Source organism: Hymenobacter piscis, assembly GCF_018760735.1.
Lineage (GTDB): Bacteria > Bacteroidota > Bacteroidia > Cytophagales > Hymenobacteraceae > Hymenobacter > Hymenobacter piscis.
The window spans coordinates 299,845-315,195 of record NZ_JAHHZN010000003.1; the positions used below are offsets into that span (position 1 = coordinate 299,845).

Below are 15,351 nucleotides of genomic sequence, written 5' to 3' on the forward strand. Positions count from 1 at the left end.
AGGCCTGCCGGTCGGCGGGGCGGGCGGGGGCGCCGCCACCCCTTACCTTTGCCCCATGCAGGATTCAGCTCCGTTTGTAGTGGCCGTAGTGGGGGGCGGACCGGCCGGATTGCTGGCGGCCCAGCGCCTGGCCGAGGCCGGCTGCCAGGTTGACCTCTACGAGGCCCAGGCCACGGTGGGGCGCAAGTTTCTGGTAGCCGGACACGGGGGCTTCAACTTGAGCAACGCCGAAGACGCCGCGCCCTTCGCCGCCCGCTACGCCGCCCGCCAGCCCGAATTCACCCGGTACCTCGCCCACTTCTCCCCCACCGACCTGCGCACCTGGGCCGCCGACCTGGGTATTGTCACCTTCGTGGGCACCAGTGGCCGCATCTTCCCGCTGCCTGAGCATAAGCCGACCCACCTGCTGCGGGCCTGGCTGGAGCGGCTGCGGGAGTTGAATGTCACAATCCATACCCGTCAACGCTGGCTGGGCTTTGCGCCCGAAAACGGCCTGCGCTTCCGCCACGAAACTACCGGCCAGGAACTAACCGTGCGACCCCAGGCCACGCTGCTGGCTCTGGGCGGGGCCAGCTGGGCCAAAACCGGCTCCGACGGCCGCTGGCAGCCGGAATTAGAACGGGCCGGGGTACCGGTGGTGCCGTTTGCGCCCAGCAACTGCGGGGCCGAAGTAGCGTGGTCGGCTTTCTTCCGGGCGAAGGTGGGCCGCCAACCCCTCAAGAACGTGGCCCTGAGCTGCGCAGGCGTGAGCGTGCGGGGCGAAGTGCTGCTCACCGACTACGGCCTGGAGGGCACGCCCGTCTACGCCCTTACGCCCCAGTTGCGGGCGGCCCTGGCCACCGGCGGCCCCGCCCGGCTCCACCTCCACCTCAAGCCCGACCTGCCCCCGGCCCAGCTCCTCGAAAAGCTCCGCCGCCGCCGGGCCGGCAAGTCGTGGGCTTCGTTTCTGGGCGAGGCGCTGCGCCTGCCGCCGCCGGTGCCCACGCTGCTGCGGGAGCTGGGCCCGTCCGTATTCCCCGCCGATGCGGCGGCGGTAGCCGAACTGCTCAGCCACCTGCCCATTCCCGTCCGCGGCCTGCGCCCCCTGGATGAAGCCATCAGCACGGCCGGCGGCGTGGCCTGGGACGCGGTGGACGAGCACCTGATGCTGCGGGCCCGCCCCGGCACCTTCGTGGCCGGCGAAATGCTCGACTGGGAAGCCCCCACCGGCGGCTACCTGCTCCAGGGCTGCCTGAGCACCGGCGCCTGGGCCGCCCGGGGAATCTTGCGAATGAGTGAGTTGGCGAATGAGTGAATGAGTGAGCCGTGCGGTCCTTGTGAGGAGGCACGACGAAGCAATGCGTCCTTCATTTACTTCTCCGCTCCGTTCTATTCAAAAGCCCCTGGCGTCGGCACGTCAGGGGCTTCGGGTTTGCTCAGGGTTTGGAGCTGCGGGATGGACGGATTGCGTCGGCCGGTGGCCTCGTAATGTCAGAACGGTTCACTCATTCGCCGAGTCGCTCATTCACCGTCCGTTCAGCTTCTTCGGCTTCGGCCAGCACGGCTTTGGCTTCGTTGAGCAGGCGCTGGCCGTGGTCGAGCTGCTGGCGCAGGATGAGGGCAAACAGCACGAAGTAGGACACGATGGGCAGGCAGAGCCCCAGGGCAAACCAGAGCCAGAACGAGCGGCCGTAGCTGTAGGCGCAGTACCCCGTCACGAACGGCAGCAACGATGCGGCAAACAGGGCGGCAATCAGCAGGTCGACGAACATAGGACGGGGAGTTGGGCGCGCGGGCCGGGAGAAGGCAGAACCCGGCCGGGGCCGGAAGGTTATTCAATATGGCCATTATCTGGCGAATAGTATCATCCCTGACGGGCATTTTTGCGTATTTGCCCCTTTGCGCCCTTCACGTCTGCCCCGCCCCTCCCTATGTGGGAAAATCAAAGTCTGTTCCGCGTTTCCGTCCAGCTCTTCGCCGATGGTGTATTTAACCTGCTTGACCGCTCCCTGAAGCCAGAAGTATTTCTGCTGGGCGTAGCCTCGGCCCGGGAAACTGATGAGCCGGAGGCGGTAGTAGTGGAACCCCAGTCGCACCGCTACGGACCGCAGGACTTTGCCGCCGTGAAGGCCCATGCCGCCGCATTGGAACCCGACGGCCCCCGCGAGGTGGTCTACCACCTGCACCCGCTCGACCACGACCGATACGAAAAGCAGCGCTGGTACGAGCTACTGCGCCGGGCTACCGAACACACGCTTAATGATTTAGTAGCCGCCCGAAAGGAAGACCGCGTCAGCTTCTGCTCCCTGCCCGTGACGGCCGGCGGTTACCAAGTAATCATTGTGTTGCAGCTTAGCTGCGAGGCCTACCAGTGCTACTACTCCCTGCCCGGCCCGGCGGCCCTCAACCGCCCCGCTTCGCTGCTGGCGGCCACGGTACAGGAGTTTTTGCAGGATTCGGCCCGGGCCCTGCGCGAGTCGGACCACGACGACGACGACCGGCCGGTGCTCGACCGCGACTACAACGAGGTGCTGCGCGCCGCCGGCCGCCGCTTCATGCTGCGCGCCGCCGCCGGCACCCACGGCCTCTATGACGCCTGCAACGGCGTGGCCGCCCTGCGCCACGAGGGCGACGAAGGCGTGGGCACCATGCTAGTCTGCCGCCGCAACCACCCCGCCGTGGTGCCCGTGCTCACCCTCGAATCGCCGATTCCGCTGCGCGACTACCGCCGCATCCGCAAGCTGCTGGAGCTGAGCGAAGACCGCACCTCACTCATTACCGACGCCACCGAAGTATTCGGGCTGGGTTACCTGGTAGAGCCCACCGATCCGCAACACGAACCGTTGTTTACGGTGCATTTCACCAAGCACTACAGCTGGGAATTGAGCCACAACGCGGAGCTGATGATGAAGGTGGTATCGAACACGCCCCGCCTGCCCCAGGGCACTATCGACGAAGACAACTTTACCCGGGCCGTGCACCGGGTGTTTCCGGCCGTTGATGGGGCCGGGGTGGCCTACCTCTGGGAGCTCACCCTGAAAGCCACCAAGCAGACCCACGGCACCATCCTGCTTATTTCGGCGGGCGCGGCCCAGGAGGCGGCCCGCCTCACCCGGCAGTGCTTCCGGGTGTCGCCCCGCCTCATGACGCCCTCCGTACTCCGCCTCGTCACCAACATCGACGGGGCCGTGCTCATCGACCCGGCCGGCACCTGCTTCGCTATCGGCGTCATCCTCGACGGCTTGGCCACCGAAAAAGGTGATTCCAGCCGCGGCTCCCGCTACAATTCGGCCCTGCGCTACGTAGAAACCAGCCGCTACCCCGTGCTGGCCATTGTGGTGAGCGAAGACGGCTGGATTGACCTGCTCCCGCCGGTGCGGGGATAAGCGGCGCGAGAAAGAAGAGCATCGTGGGTTCTGCCCCCCCACCCTCCGGGATTCTCAGGGCAGGGAAGGGCGGGTCTGGTGGGGTAAGCCGGCAGGCCCGCCTCTGGAAAATCAATGCCCAAACGGCGGCGGCGGCCGGGAGTCGGGCCCATGCCTCAACCCGTACGACTGAGTTGCGTTTCGATACCCGAATCCGTATTATTTTTCTCCCTCATGTCCACTCCCACTTTCGACCAAGATGACCGCCTGCGTTGGGTGGAACGCATTTCCCGCCTGCTCGACAGCCAGTTCCGGGTTCCCGGCACCAGCTGGCGCTTCGGCCTCGACCCGCTCATGGGCCTGATTCCGGTGGTGGGCGGTTTGCCGTCCCTGGCCATTTCCGGCATCCTGATTCTGACCATGCTCCGCCACGGAGCCAGCGGCAGCCTGGTGGTGCGTATGGTCTTCAACGTAATCCTCGACACGCTCATCGGGGCCATTCCGGTGGTGGGCAACATCTTCGACTTCGCCTATAAAGCCAACGACCGGAACGTGCGCCTGCTGCGCGCTCACTACGCCGAGGGCAAGTACCAAGGCAGTGGCAAGGGCCTGGTGCTGGTACTGCTGCTGGTGCTGCTGGCCCTGGCCGGCCTGTTCGTCTGGCTTGCCTGGACGCTGGGTGCCGCCCTCTGGCACTGGGCCGAAGCGAGGAGTTGGTAAGGCAATGGTTGAATGGTCGGGTGGGTGGGTTGGCTTGAGGAACTGCCATCCTGAACGGGGCGAAGAATCTTATACCGCCCGTAGTTCAAGTGTTAAAAGGTCCTTCGCTCCGCTCAGGATGACAGAGCTATTTAACAGTTCACCCATTCAACCATCTCAACAATTCACCCATTCAACCAGCCGACCATTCCCATTTCCCGCCCTACCTTTGCGGGCGTGAAAATGCTTCGATTTGTTCCGCTGCTGGCGCTGCTGGCAGCCTGTGAGACGGCCCCCGACCAGGAACAGCAACTGGCCGCCGCCGAAAAGACCGTGCTGGCCAGCCATGATTCCTTGATGGCCCAGATGGACCAGCTCTACGAGCTGCGCCAGCGGCTGGCCAAGGCCGCGCCCGCCGATACTATGGCCGCCGGCCGCCACCGCCGGGCTCTGCTGGGCGCCGAGAACGGGATGATGTTCTGGATGCACCGCTACCGCCGGCCGGCCGACACGGTGGCTGCCCCGCGCCGCCTGGCCTACTATGCGGCCCAGCAGGAACGCATCGATTCGGTGCGTCGTTTGTTTCAAAGCAGCCAGGACTCGGCCCGCCGCCTGTTGGGAGCCGCCCCGGCCCTACCTTCTACCACCGCTCCATGATTCGTTCGATTCTGCGCCGCGCCGGCCTGCTGACCGCCGGCACCGTAGCCGGCCTGGGCCTGTTGCTGGCCGGCTGCTCGCCTTCCGCTGATACGCCAGGCCAGCCTGAGCGCCTGCCGGTACTGGGCCTGAAGGCGGCCGCCCCTACTTCGCCCGCCGACACCCTGCCCGACCCCATTCCGGCTTTCCGCCTCACCAACCAGCAGGGCCAGGTTATCACCAACCAGACGTTTGCCGGCAAGGTCTACGTCACCGACTTCTTCTTTGCCACCTGTCCCAGCATCTGCCCCAAAATGCAGAGCGAGCTGCTGCGGGTGTACAAGGCCTTCGAGGGCAACCCCAACGTGCTGTTCCTGAGCCACACCATCGACCCGGCCCACGACTCCATTCCGGTGCTGCGCGACTACGCCGAGCGTCTGGGCATTCAGGACGCTTCCCGCTGGCACTTCGCCACGGCTGCCCACGACACCATTTTTGCCCTGGCCCGGGCCTACATGACCGCGGCTGAAGTGGACCGCACCGTGCAGGGCGGCTTCGCCCACAGCGGCACCTTCGCCCTGGTGGATTCCCGGCGGCGCGTGCGCGGCGTGTACGACGGCATGGTGAAGGAAGAAGTGGACCGCCTGATTCAGGAGTTGCCCCTGCTGCTCAAAGAAGAAGCCGCGGCCAAGCCAACCGCCGCCCGCTAATGGGCGCGGCCGGCTACTTCCGGTGGGTGGTCGTCGGGGCCTTCGCCCTCACGCTGGGCCTGAGCAGCTGCTTTACGGAGCGGCAGAACGAGGGCGCCCAGCTCTACGCCGCTCACTGCGCCAGTTGCCACGGCGACCAGGGCCAGGGCCTCGAGCGCCTCATCCCGGGCGTGGCCGCCGCTGATTACGTGGCCCGGCACCGCGCCGAGCTGCCCTGCATCGTGCGCAAGGGGATGCGCGGTCCGCTAGTGGTCAACGGCATTGAGTACAACCAGGTGATGCCCGGCCACGAGGACCTGACCGACTCCCAGATTACCAACCTGCTCAACTTTCTGCAAACCAACTGGGGCAACCAGAACCAGCCCTACACCATCCGCGAAGCCTCCGACCTACTCGGCCGCTGCAACGGCTCGGACGGACAGTAGCGGTGAAATAGTGAGGTGGTGAAATGGTGAGTTTTATGTTCGAGGGGCTTAACGGCGCAAGTGGCGCAATCAGGTCCCTCGAACATCAAACTCACCATCTCACCATTTCACCACCTCACCTTTAGGGCCAGCCAGTCGCCGATGGTTTGGAGGGCGAGGGGGGCCACGGTTTCTTCGATTTCGGCATAGTGGCTGGTGCCGGCGGGGTCGGTCTGGAAGAAGTGGTTGAGGTTGGGCAGGGTGCGGATCGTGACGTCGGGGTTGCGGGCCGCTTGCAGTCCGCGCTCAATGGCGGGCAGGTTTACATCGGCGGCTACCTGCAGGTCGTGGCTGCCGTTGAGGGCCAGCACGGGGCACCTCACGCGAGGAAAATACGCGTTGGGGTCAGTGAGTAGAAAGTTGCGCATCCAGGGCTGAGCGAGAACTTCCACCTGCTGGCGGGCCTGCTCAGGGCTGAGCTGGGGCAGCCGCTGCCGGGCCACTACCGCCAGTTGCTCGGTCAGGGCGTCGGTGCTGAGGGATTTGGGCTGCCGGCTCAACTCGGTGAAGAGGCAGTTATAAATCCGGAAATTGGCCCCGATGGTGGCCGTATCGGCCCCGGCGACGCGGGCCAGGTCGGCCTGTTGGCGCAGCAGAATGGCCGCCCCGGTTACCCCGGGACCGGCCAGGGTCACGGCGAAATCGGGGCCGGCGGGCTGGGAAGCGGCCTGCCACACCACGAGGCCGCCTTCGCTGTGGCCCAGCAGCCCCACCTGCTTGGGCCGGATGTCGGGGCGGGTGCGCAGGTAGGCCAGGGCGGCCTGGGCATCGGTGGTGAAATCGGTGGTGAGCGCCCCCTTAAACGTGCCGCCCGACTGGGCCGTACCCCGGTCGTTGTAGCGCAGCACCGCGAAGCCCCGGCGGGTGAGGTAGTCGGCCAGCACCAGGAAGGGCTGGTGGCCGAGCACGGTTTCGTTGCGGTCCTGAGCCCCGGAGCCCGACACCAGCACCACGGCCGGAAACGGCCCTTTGCCCTGGGGCAGCGTGAGCGTGCCGGCGAGGTCGAAACCGCCCTTGGCGTTCGGGAACGTGAGGTCGAGGCTGGGGTAGGGCACCGGCGCTACCGGCACCTGGGGCCCTGAGCTTCCTGCACCGCCAGCCCGTGGACGTGGTGCTGCTCGACATTCAGATGCCCGAGATGAGCGGTCTGGAGTTGCTACAGGTCCTGCCCGGGCCCCGCACGTCATCCTGACTACCGCTTCCAGCGAGTTTGCCCTGCAGGGCTACGCGCACGGCGTAGTGGATCACCTGCTCAAGCCGGTGTCGTTTCCGCGCTTTCTCAAGGCCATCGGGCTCCGGCGGCGGCCCCGGAGGCCCTGCTCCTGCGCGACGGCAGCACTACCCACTCGGTGCCCCTGGCCGATATTCAGTGGCTGGAAGCCTACGACAACTACGTGAAGGTGTACACGCCCGCCGGCCGCCTCGTGGTGCCCGATACCCTGCGCCGCCTGCTCACGGTGCTGCCCCCCACCGAGTTCGTGCGGGTGCACAAATCCTACGTGGTGGCTTTGCGGCGGGTGGAGCGGCTGGCGGGCAATCAGCGCGCGGTGGCGGGCAAAGAATTGCCTTTGGGAGCGGCTTTCCGTCAGGATTTTCTGCGCCACTGGCAGGAACCGGCCCGTTGAACGCGCGGTTGTCTTTCCGGGCGAGGGGCCGGGCGCCGCATTTTTGGCGTGCATCTTCCCCCAAACCTGCTTAGCTTGCACTTTCATCTCTTAGTTCTGATATGGGTCTGTTTGACTTTCTGAAAAAGAAGCCCGAAGACGGCGCTTCGGCTCCCACCCCTACCCCCGCTGCCACTCCGGCTCCTGCTGCGGGCGCGGCTCCCGCAGCCCCCACCGAGTCCGCCGGCCCCCGCTACAAGGGTTCCAACTACACCATGCCCGCCGAAGAAGCCCCGGCGCCGATGCCCTTCATTCCGCCGGCTCCACCCATCCCGCTGCCTATGCCCGGCCAGCCCGGTCCGGGCCAGCAGCCCACGCTCCCCCCCGATTTTCAGCCCCTCAACATTCTCGAGCAACTGCTGATGCAGGCGGCCGTGGAGCCCCAGTTCCGCAGCCCCTTCTACCAGGCGCTGCTGGGCGAGGAAGTGGTGGTGGTGATGGCGGCCAAGGAAGACCAGGAGCCCGGCGAAATTACGCCCACCGAAGGCATGGAAATCCAGCTGCAGGCCTTGCACGACGGTAAAATTGCCGTGTTCACGGCCGTGGAGCGCATCTTCGATAATGGTGCCGTACCCGAGGGCAGCGTGACTTACATGCGCCTGCGCGGCCACGACTTCTTCACCATGGTACAAGGGGCCGAGTGTGCGCTCAACCCCTTCTCGTCGGTGGGCAAGCTGCTGCCGGCCGATGAAATTCAGGCCCTGCTGGCCGGCCAGCTTTTCGAAGCTCCCGCGCCTCAGGACCTGCAGGTTTCCCTGCACCAGCCGGAACCTGAGCCCACCGAGCTTTATGAAGGCCTGCGTGCGTACAGCGCCACCCAGGACCACATCCGCAAGGTGTACCTGACGGAGATGCGCATGCAAAACAACCCCGGACAGTCGCGCCTGCTGGTAGCCATCGATACGGAGCAGCAGGACCCCGCTTTCCTGCAGGACCTGGGCCCCGTCATCCAGGGCAAAATCGGTGAGTCCCAGTTTGTGGACCTCATGCTGATTGACCCCGCCTCCGAGGAGCCTCTTATTCAGTACCTGCTGACCACCGAGCCGGTGTATAGCCGGGCTTAGAGCTTAGAGCTTAGAGCTTAGAGCTTAGAGCTTAGAAGGGAACGTCATTCCGAGCGAAGTCGAGGAATCTCGCATGCTGATGTTGCCAAAGTAACTCTAATGGTAGAATTACTTTGGCAATATCAGCATGCGAGATTCCTCGGCTTCGCTCGGAATGACGTTCCTTTTTATTGCCTAAACCGCACTTTGAGACTTTACACTCTCTCGCAGCACCCGGCGCAGCACCGGCCGCAGGATGAGGTAAAGCACGGGGCCCAGCACGGCAAATGCTCCGGCCCAGAGCAGCAGCGCGCCCGCAATGGCGTGCCAGAGCAGGCCCAGGGCGGCCAGCCAGTCGTGGTTGAACAGGTAGCGCAGCTTGTCCAGCGTCAGCGCGGGGGCGTGGTCGCCCCAGAGGCGGGCGCCCTGGCGCAGCAGCGGAATGATGAGCAGCAGCTGCACCGGGCTCCAGAGGTGGGCGATGAGCAGGGTAGCGGCCACGTTCAGGCGCAGGCGCACCGCCCCGAAGGTAGCCAGCAGCGTGGTTATGCCCAGCAGCGGAATCAGGCCGCAGGCCGAGCCCAGGGCCACCGTGAGGGCCAGTTGGTGGGGCGTGAGGCCCTGGCGCAGCAGATTCAGCAGGGGCTGCACCAGGCGCCGCCGCCACCAGCTGGCGGGCGGAGTTGAGACAGACTGAGCAGAATCGGGGGAAACGGAATCGGGCATGGAGGCGGTGAGAACGGGAGGAAAGTAACAGGCGGCTACTCCCCAAGGCCTAGCGCGCGGCGGCTTCACTGGCCGGCCGACCTGCCGGCAGAAGTAGTGGTTATGGGCAATTCGAGGCTGGCGCGGGTGTTAGCCGAAATCAGTACGCAGCCGAGCAGGAACAAACCGAAGGCAGCCAGCAGCGGTAGTTGCCTCGTTTCGGCCCAGAGCGACTGCCACCGGGCTGGATGAGGAAGCCCGAAGCACACCAGGCCATAGGCCAGCAGGTGCAGGCTGATAAAGAAACGACACTCTACCACCAGTGGCACCGCCGCCAAAACCGGCACGACCAGCGCCGCCACCAAAAGCCAGTCACGCGGTGCCAGCCGCGGGGCCTGGCGCAATCCCACTACCAAAGCACCAAAAAACACAGCATAATGTAACAACGCCAGTCCATTGTTCGGCGCGGCTACCTGCTCCACATAAGGACTGCTGTAGAGCACGTCGAGCCCGTTGAACAGATGCCGGCCGAACAGGGCCACCATGTCCAGCGGCTGCCTGGCTATCAGGCCAAAATAGTCGGCGTAGCTCCGGATGGCAGGCGCTAACTGGCCAGCCAGCGCCTGACGTGCGGCGGCATCTAAATAGTACACCTGGGGCTTGGGATAGTCGGTACCCACACTGGTTTCGTACTTCTGAATGCGCAGCCCTTCAATAAGATGCCACAGATACAGATTGTTGGTGCCCGCTACCGTGTACTGTCCTTTTCCGCCCGCATAAATAACCAGAGGGCTGGCGGAAGCAAAATTGTGGCGATTGATGGCCAGCTGAGGGGCGGCCACCAGCAGTGCCCCCGCCACCAACGCCACCCAGCCGGCCAGCTGACGGCCCGCCGGAGCCGGATCCGGTTTCAGCAAACGAAACAGCAACACGAGGGGCAGGCTCAGCAGGTAGATCGGTCGGATGTAGATGGTGCCCGCTAGTACGATACCTCCCAGGAGCAGCCGACCTAGGTGCCGCCCTCCCAGCAGTAGTTCTGTTCCACTCAGCAAAAACAAAAGGGCCGGAAAATCGGAGAGTATAAACCCAAAATGGTCGCGCCAGAATAAAAAACCCAGCCCGATGAACGCCAGTCGCCGCCCCAGCGGCACCACCCGGCCGGTGGCAACCTGCCAGAAGCGCGGCCCCGCCACTCCAAACAGTGCCGCCGCCACCAGGGCTCCTTCTGACTTGATCAGAGCCATTCCGTGGTTAGTTAGTAGGGTCCGCTCCAGAAAAACCAACGGCACATTGAGCAGGGGCAGCAAATAACCACGCAGTTGAGTCGTCAGCTGATAGAGCGAGAAATTTCCCCCGGCCTCCAGATTGCGAGCCAAGCCCCAGTATTGCTTGGCATCGTAGTAAAGTTCGTGGTGCCGGAACAGCATCAGGTATGCCTCAAATAACACCAGCGCGGCCACAAAACCCGCTTCGTTCGGATACCTGCTTACTTTCCGTCCTAAATCACGCATTCCATTACTGCTGTTACCAAACCACCTGGTCTTTAAATAGGGGCTGCCGAGGTGCAGTGAGCTGAATTGGCAAAGATACGAGCCAGATGCGGCCGGCCTCGCTGAACCCTGAGGCTGGCGGTAGACTGGCCCGTATCTTCGCCCAGCTCTGGTCGCCTGCCCAGGCTGCTTTCCGCTTCTGGTTTTGTTCATGACTCCCTCCGTTTCGTTGCGCCACGCCCGCCATCTTTTCTACGTTTTCAGGTTGCTGCTGCGCCGGGCGGCCCGCGAGTTCGGGGCCAACGACCCGCTGCGGCTGGGGGCCGCCACGGCTTTTTTCACCACGTTTGCCCTGCCTCCCATCGTCATTATCCTGATTCAGGCGCTGGGCTACCTGTATTCGGCCTCGCAGGTACGGCTGCTGCTGCTCACCAAACTCTCCCACCTGCTGGGCTCTCCGGCCGCCGGCCTCGTCGAGCAGATTCTGCGCAACGTAACCGATGTGGAGCGCAGCCGACTGGTGTCGTGGCTGGGATTTGGGTTTCTGCTGTTCATTGCCACCACCTTGTTCGGCGTGATTCAACATTCCCTCAACCAGCTCTGGCAGGTGCGGGTGCGGCCCAGTACCGGCCACTTCCAGACGGTGCTCAAGGAGCGGGCCCGCTCCCTGGGCCTGCTGCTGGCCACCGGGTTGCTGTCGCTGCTGGCCTTCCTCTCCGATGCGGCATTGGGCTTCGTAGCCCACTACACGGGGTTGCTCGATGCCACGTTCAGTTCCTTGGTGTTGGAAGTGGGCAACCAGGTGTTTTCCCTGCTTATTCTCACGGGCTGGTGCGGGGTCACGTTCCGCAACCTGAGCAGCGCCAAAGTGCCCCGCAAGGCCGTCTGGCCAGGGGCGCTGCTGACGGCCGTGCTCATCAGCCTGGGTAAGAACGCGCTGAGCCTGCTGCTGGTCCCGCGCAACCTGGGCCCCATCTACGGGCCGGCCTCCAGCATCGTGCTGGTGCTGCTGTTCGTGTTCTACTCGGCCATGATTTTCTACTTCGGAGCTTGCTTCACCAAAGCCTACGCCCACCACGTCGGCCTCGACATCCGCCCCAAAAAATCCGCCGTGCGCTACAAGCTGGTCGATGTGGTGGAGCAGGAAGAAACGGTGTGAGGTGAGGAGGTGAGAAGGTGAGAAAAGGAACGTCATTCTGAGCGTAGCCGGAGGCGTAGTCGAAGAATCTTGCGGGCTGATGTTGTAGCACCAAGCCAAGGAAGCGGTGGCGATTCTTCGGCTACGCTCAGAATGACGTTTTCCCTTCTAATCTTTCTCTGCGCCGCCCTCCCGCAAAGCGTTACCTTTGCGGATTGAACCTGCGTTTATGACTCCGACGACCCCGACTGCCACTTTCGCCGACCTCGGCCTCGCCCCCGAACTGCTCCAGGCCCTGGAAGAGCTCCAGTTTCCGGCTCCCACTCCCGTACAGGAGCAGGTGGTGCCCATGGCCCTGGCCGGCCAGGACGTGGCCGGGCAGGCCCCCACCGGCTCGGGCAAAACCGCCGCCTACGGCCTCTCGGTGCTGCAACTGCTTGATTTGAAACAGGACGCCGTGCAGGTGATTGTGCTGGTGCCGGCCCGCGAGCTGGCCCTGCAGGTGCGCGACGCGCTCAAGAAGCTGGGTAAGTACTTGCCCAATCTGCGGGTGGCGGCCTTCTACGGAGGCCACGCCTTCCGCGAGGAAACCGCCTCCCTGACCCAGGCCCCGCACGTGGTGGTGGCCACCCCCGGCCGCCTGCTCGACCACTTCGAGCGGCGCAGCATCATCCCCAACCACCTCAAAACCCTGATTCTCGATGAGGCCGACAAGCTCCTGGAGCTGGGCTTTCAGGATGAGCTGGTGGAGATTGTCAAGCGCCTGCCCCGCCGCCGCCAGACCCTGCTGTTCTCAGCCACGATGTCGGACAAAGTGGTGGAACTCATCCGCAAGAACCTGACCCGCCCCCGGGTGGTGAATGCCGGCGGCGACACCGATGAGCTGCCCGAGGGCCTGACCCTGCTCGGCCACGTCGGCCCCATCGAGAAAAAGCCCGCCGCCCTGCTCCACATCCTGCAGCAGCCCGAAACCGGCCGCGCCCTCATCTTCTGCAACACCCGCGACCGGTGCATGGAGCTGACCCGCTTCCTGGTGGGCCGGGGCATGGCAGCCGAGGTGCTTCACGGCAAAATGCCCCAGCCCGAGCGCGACAAAGCCCTGCTCAAGCTACGCAACGGCTCCAGCCAGGTGCTGGTGGCCACCGACGTGGCCGCCCGCGGCATCGACGTGACCCAGCTCGATACGGTAGTGCAGTACGATGCCCCCGACAAAGCCGACGGCTTCCAGCACCGGGCCGGCCGCACCGCCCGGGCCGGGGCCGAGGGCACGGCTCACATTCTGGCTACCGAAAAGGAAAAAGCCCACGTGCAGAAGTGGCCCGTGGCCGAATCCATTCAGTGGAAGCCCCTGCACGCGCCCAAACTGCCGCCGGCCGCCCCCAAAGCCCCCCGCCCCGAGAACGTGACCCTGCACGTTTCGGCCGGCAAGAAAGACAAAGTGAGTGCCCACGATTTGGTGGGGGCCTTCGTGAACGTGGGCGGCGTATCCCGCGACGAAGTAGGCCACATTGAGGTCTTCGACTACTACAGCTACGTGGCCGTCCCCCGCGACCAGGCCCAGGAGGTGGCCGACCGTCTCGCCGGAGCCAAGGTAAAGGGCCGCAAAGTGCGCGTGTCCATCGTGGCCTAGGTCGGCTGCTTGCGGCTTATTGAACTATCAGGCCCGGTTACCTTAACGGTGACCGGGCTTTTTCAGGCCGGATGCGTGGGGTGAGTACCCACTCGTCGGCAGGGGTAGATCTGAATTTATTTTGCGGGTCCGGCCCGTTTATTTCGTTGTTTCTTATGTGGACGCCCCCCGGGGCGAGGGTCGTGCACATGGAATTATGCGGGCCGGAAAGGCCCGGTTTGCGTGTGCGGTAAGTGTATAAAACATCGGCAGACGGGTCAAAAAGAGGCTTTTGCCGTTTGTTTTCTGGGTGTGCAGACCGATATATTTGATTCAACGACCGCGCCTTACCACCACACCGTCGCTTTTGGGACCTTGCCTTCGCCCAGCTTCCGGGTTGGGCCCAGCCAGCTCAGATCGGCCCTGCCCTGACGGGCTGTTACGGCAACCATTCAGTAGAATCGACTACTTTGCCTGACCGAGCCGACTTTTCTGGTCGCGCTGTCCGTCCTTTATCCTTCCCTTTACCCCCGACATGGCCGCCCCCATTTCCGCCTCCCCCCTCCGCAGCACAGCCGCCACGCCCGGCGCGGCTACTCCCAACTACACCCCCGCCCTGGCCTCGCTCACGGTGTTGTTCTTCATGATGGGCTTCATCACCTGCCTGAACGACATTCTGATTCCTTATCTGAAGGCTATTTTCAGCCTTAGCTACACCCAGGCCAACCTGATTAACCTCTGCTTTTTCGGGGCCTATTTCGTGATGGGCATTCCGGCCGGCAAGCTGGTGCAGCGCATCGGCTATAAAGGCGGCATGCTGACCGGCTTTCTGATTGCGGCCCTCGGAGCCTTCCTGTTCTACCCCGCCGCCGACAGCCGCAGCTACGGCCTGTTTCTGGGTGCGCTGTTCGTGCTGGCAACCGGCGTGGTACTGCTGCAGGTGGCCGGCAATCCCTACGTGGCTATTCTGGGCCCGCCCCAGTCGGCTCCGGCCCGCCTCACGCTCACCCAGGCCTTTAACTCCCTGGGCACCACAGTGGCCCCGCTGCTGGGCTCGGCCCTTATCCTGAAAAACCTGCCCGACCTTGACACCGCCGCTTCGGCCGCCGCTATTGATGTAAAGGCCGTGCAGACACCTTACCTGGCCATCGGAGTAGTGCTTATCGTAATCAGCGGCCTGCTGGCCATGCTTAAACTGCCCAAGATTGCGCACGCTGAGTCGGAAAACGAAGACCTGAGCCGCCGCGCCTACCACTACCGTCACCTGGTGTTCGGAGTGATTGGCATTTTTGCCTACGTGGGCGGCGAAGTGGCTATCGGCTCGCACATTGTGAGCTACCTCCACCTGCCCGACGTGATGAGCCTGACGCCCAAAGTAGCCGGCGACAAAGTGGCCTACTACTGGGGCGGGGCCATGGTGGGTCGTTTCCTGGGCGCTTACCTGCTCAACAAGTTTAATCCCGGCCGCCTGCTGGCCTTCAACGCCCTGGGCGCCGTTATTCTGGTGCTGATTTCGGTGAGCACGACCGGCGAAATTGCCATGTGGAGCCTGCTGGCCGTGGGCCTGATGAACTCCATCATGTTCGCCACCATCTTCACGCTGGCCGTGGCCGGCCTGGGCCGCAACACCGAGGAAGCCTCGGGCCTGCTCAATGTAGGCATTGTAGGCGGGGCTCTTATCCCGCTGCTTTTTGGCCTGGTTGCCGACGCCAGTTCCCTGCGCTGGGCCTTCGTGCTGCCGGTGCTCTGCTACGCCTACATCATGTGGTACGGCCTGAAGGGCCACCGCCCCGCCACTACGGCGTAATTCCCGGCGGCTGCGGCCGCCGGATCCTTTTTTAGAACCCCG

The 15,351-nt window shown here is 64.2% G+C and carries 16 protein-coding genes; 12 read left to right on the forward strand and 4 right to left on the reverse strand.

All coding sequences use genetic code 11. The features are described from left to right. Positions 1-55 precede the first annotated feature (55 nt). Positions 56-1,294 (forward strand): BaiN/RdsA family NAD(P)/FAD-dependent oxidoreductase, encoded by a 1,239-nt coding sequence (locus KLP40_RS05180; RefSeq protein WP_215592655.1) that lies wholly within the window; start codon positions 56-58, stop codon positions 1,292-1,294. A gap of 190 nt (positions 1,295-1,484) precedes the next feature. Here KLP40_RS05180 and KLP40_RS05185 read toward each other — a convergent pair whose 3' ends face one another. Beyond that, complete coding sequence (locus KLP40_RS05185) at positions 1,485-1,751, reverse strand: hypothetical protein (protein WP_215592656.1); 267 nt, start codon at positions 1,749-1,751, stop codon at positions 1,485-1,487. Between the two features lie 159 nt (positions 1,752-1,910). Between KLP40_RS05185 and KLP40_RS05190 the strand changes: the two genes are divergently transcribed. The 5 genes from KLP40_RS05190 to KLP40_RS05210 all read left to right on the forward strand — a co-directional run bounded on the left by KLP40_RS05190 (position 1,911) and on the right by KLP40_RS05210 (position 5,814). Continuing rightward, positions 1,911-3,365 carry a DNA integrity scanning protein DisA nucleotide-binding domain protein gene (locus KLP40_RS05190; protein ID WP_215592657.1) on the forward strand — a complete coding sequence of 485 codons (1,455 nt, stop codon included), beginning with the start codon at positions 1,911-1,913 and terminating at the stop codon, positions 3,363-3,365. Positions 3,366-3,578: 213 nt separating this feature from the next. After that, entirely contained in the window at positions 3,579-4,064 is a 486-nt protein-coding gene (locus KLP40_RS05195; RefSeq protein ID WP_215592658.1) for a DUF4112 domain-containing protein, read from the forward strand. A 222-nt stretch (positions 4,065-4,286) separates the two neighbouring features. Then, a complete protein-coding gene (locus KLP40_RS05200; protein ID WP_215592660.1) occupies positions 4,287-4,700 on the forward strand; it encodes a hypothetical protein in 414 nt (137 codons plus the stop codon). Beyond that, the gene (locus KLP40_RS05205) at positions 4,697-5,389 is read left to right on the forward strand and encodes an SCO family protein (RefSeq protein ID WP_246558641.1); all 693 of its coding nucleotides are present in this window, start codon (positions 4,697-4,699) and stop codon (positions 5,387-5,389) included. The genes KLP40_RS05200 and KLP40_RS05205 overlap by 4 nt, the downstream gene beginning before the upstream one ends. After that, entirely contained in the window at positions 5,389-5,814 is a 426-nt protein-coding gene (locus KLP40_RS05210; RefSeq protein WP_215592661.1) for a c-type cytochrome, read from the forward strand. Before KLP40_RS05205 ends, KLP40_RS05210 begins: the two co-directional genes overlap by 1 nt. 107 nt (positions 5,815-5,921) lie before the next feature. Here the strand turns inward: KLP40_RS05210 and KLP40_RS05215 are convergent, their stop codons facing one another. Beyond that, entirely contained in the window at positions 5,922-6,908 is a 987-nt protein-coding gene (locus tag KLP40_RS05215; RefSeq protein WP_215592662.1) for an alpha/beta hydrolase family protein, read from the reverse strand. 23 nt (positions 6,909-6,931) lie between these two features. Here KLP40_RS05215 and KLP40_RS21630 point away from each other — a divergent pair, with 23 nt between their 5' ends. The 3 genes from KLP40_RS21630 (at position 6,932) to KLP40_RS05230 (ending at position 8,581) form a co-directional block, all read left to right on the forward strand. Further along, the gene (locus KLP40_RS21630; RefSeq protein ID WP_394369986.1) at positions 6,932-7,045 is read left to right on the forward strand and encodes a response regulator; all 114 of its coding nucleotides are present in this window, start codon (positions 6,932-6,934) and stop codon (positions 7,043-7,045) included. A 157-nt stretch (positions 7,046-7,202) separates the two neighbouring features. Continuing rightward, entirely contained in the window at positions 7,203-7,478 is a 276-nt protein-coding gene (locus tag KLP40_RS05225) for a LytR/AlgR family response regulator transcription factor (protein ID WP_215592664.1), read from the forward strand. A 101-nt stretch (positions 7,479-7,579) separates the two neighbouring features. After that, positions 7,580-8,581, forward strand: a complete 1,002-nt coding sequence (locus KLP40_RS05230; protein ID WP_215592666.1) for an enhanced serine sensitivity protein SseB — start codon at positions 7,580-7,582, stop codon at positions 8,579-8,581. Positions 8,582-8,755: 174 nt separating this feature from the next. On the opposite strand, the gene KLP40_RS05235 is transcribed toward KLP40_RS05230, so the two are convergent. Further along, entirely contained in the window at positions 8,756-9,286 is a 531-nt protein-coding gene (locus KLP40_RS05235; RefSeq protein ID WP_215592667.1) for a DUF2062 domain-containing protein, read from the reverse strand. Between the two features lie 65 nt (positions 9,287-9,351). Next, complete coding sequence (locus KLP40_RS05240) at positions 9,352-10,776, reverse strand: hypothetical protein (RefSeq protein ID WP_215592668.1); 1,425 nt, start codon at positions 10,774-10,776, stop codon at positions 9,352-9,354. 190 nt (positions 10,777-10,966) lie between these two features. On the opposite strand from KLP40_RS05240, the gene KLP40_RS05245 reads away from it, so the two are divergent. The 3 genes from KLP40_RS05245 to KLP40_RS05255 all read left to right on the forward strand — a co-directional run bounded on the left by KLP40_RS05245 (position 10,967) and on the right by KLP40_RS05255 (position 15,309). Continuing rightward, positions 10,967-11,914 (forward strand): YihY/virulence factor BrkB family protein, encoded by a 948-nt coding sequence (locus tag KLP40_RS05245; RefSeq protein WP_215592669.1) that lies wholly within the window; start codon positions 10,967-10,969, stop codon positions 11,912-11,914. A gap of 208 nt (positions 11,915-12,122) precedes the next feature. Then, a complete protein-coding gene (locus tag KLP40_RS05250) occupies positions 12,123-13,523 on the forward strand; it encodes a DEAD/DEAH box helicase (protein WP_215592670.1) in 1,401 nt (466 codons plus the stop codon). Positions 13,524-14,037: 514 nt separating this feature from the next. Beyond that, positions 14,038-15,309, forward strand: coding sequence for a sugar MFS transporter (locus tag KLP40_RS05255; protein WP_215592671.1), 1,272 nt, complete (start codon positions 14,038-14,040; stop codon positions 15,307-15,309). Positions 15,310-15,351: the final 42 nt, after the last annotated feature.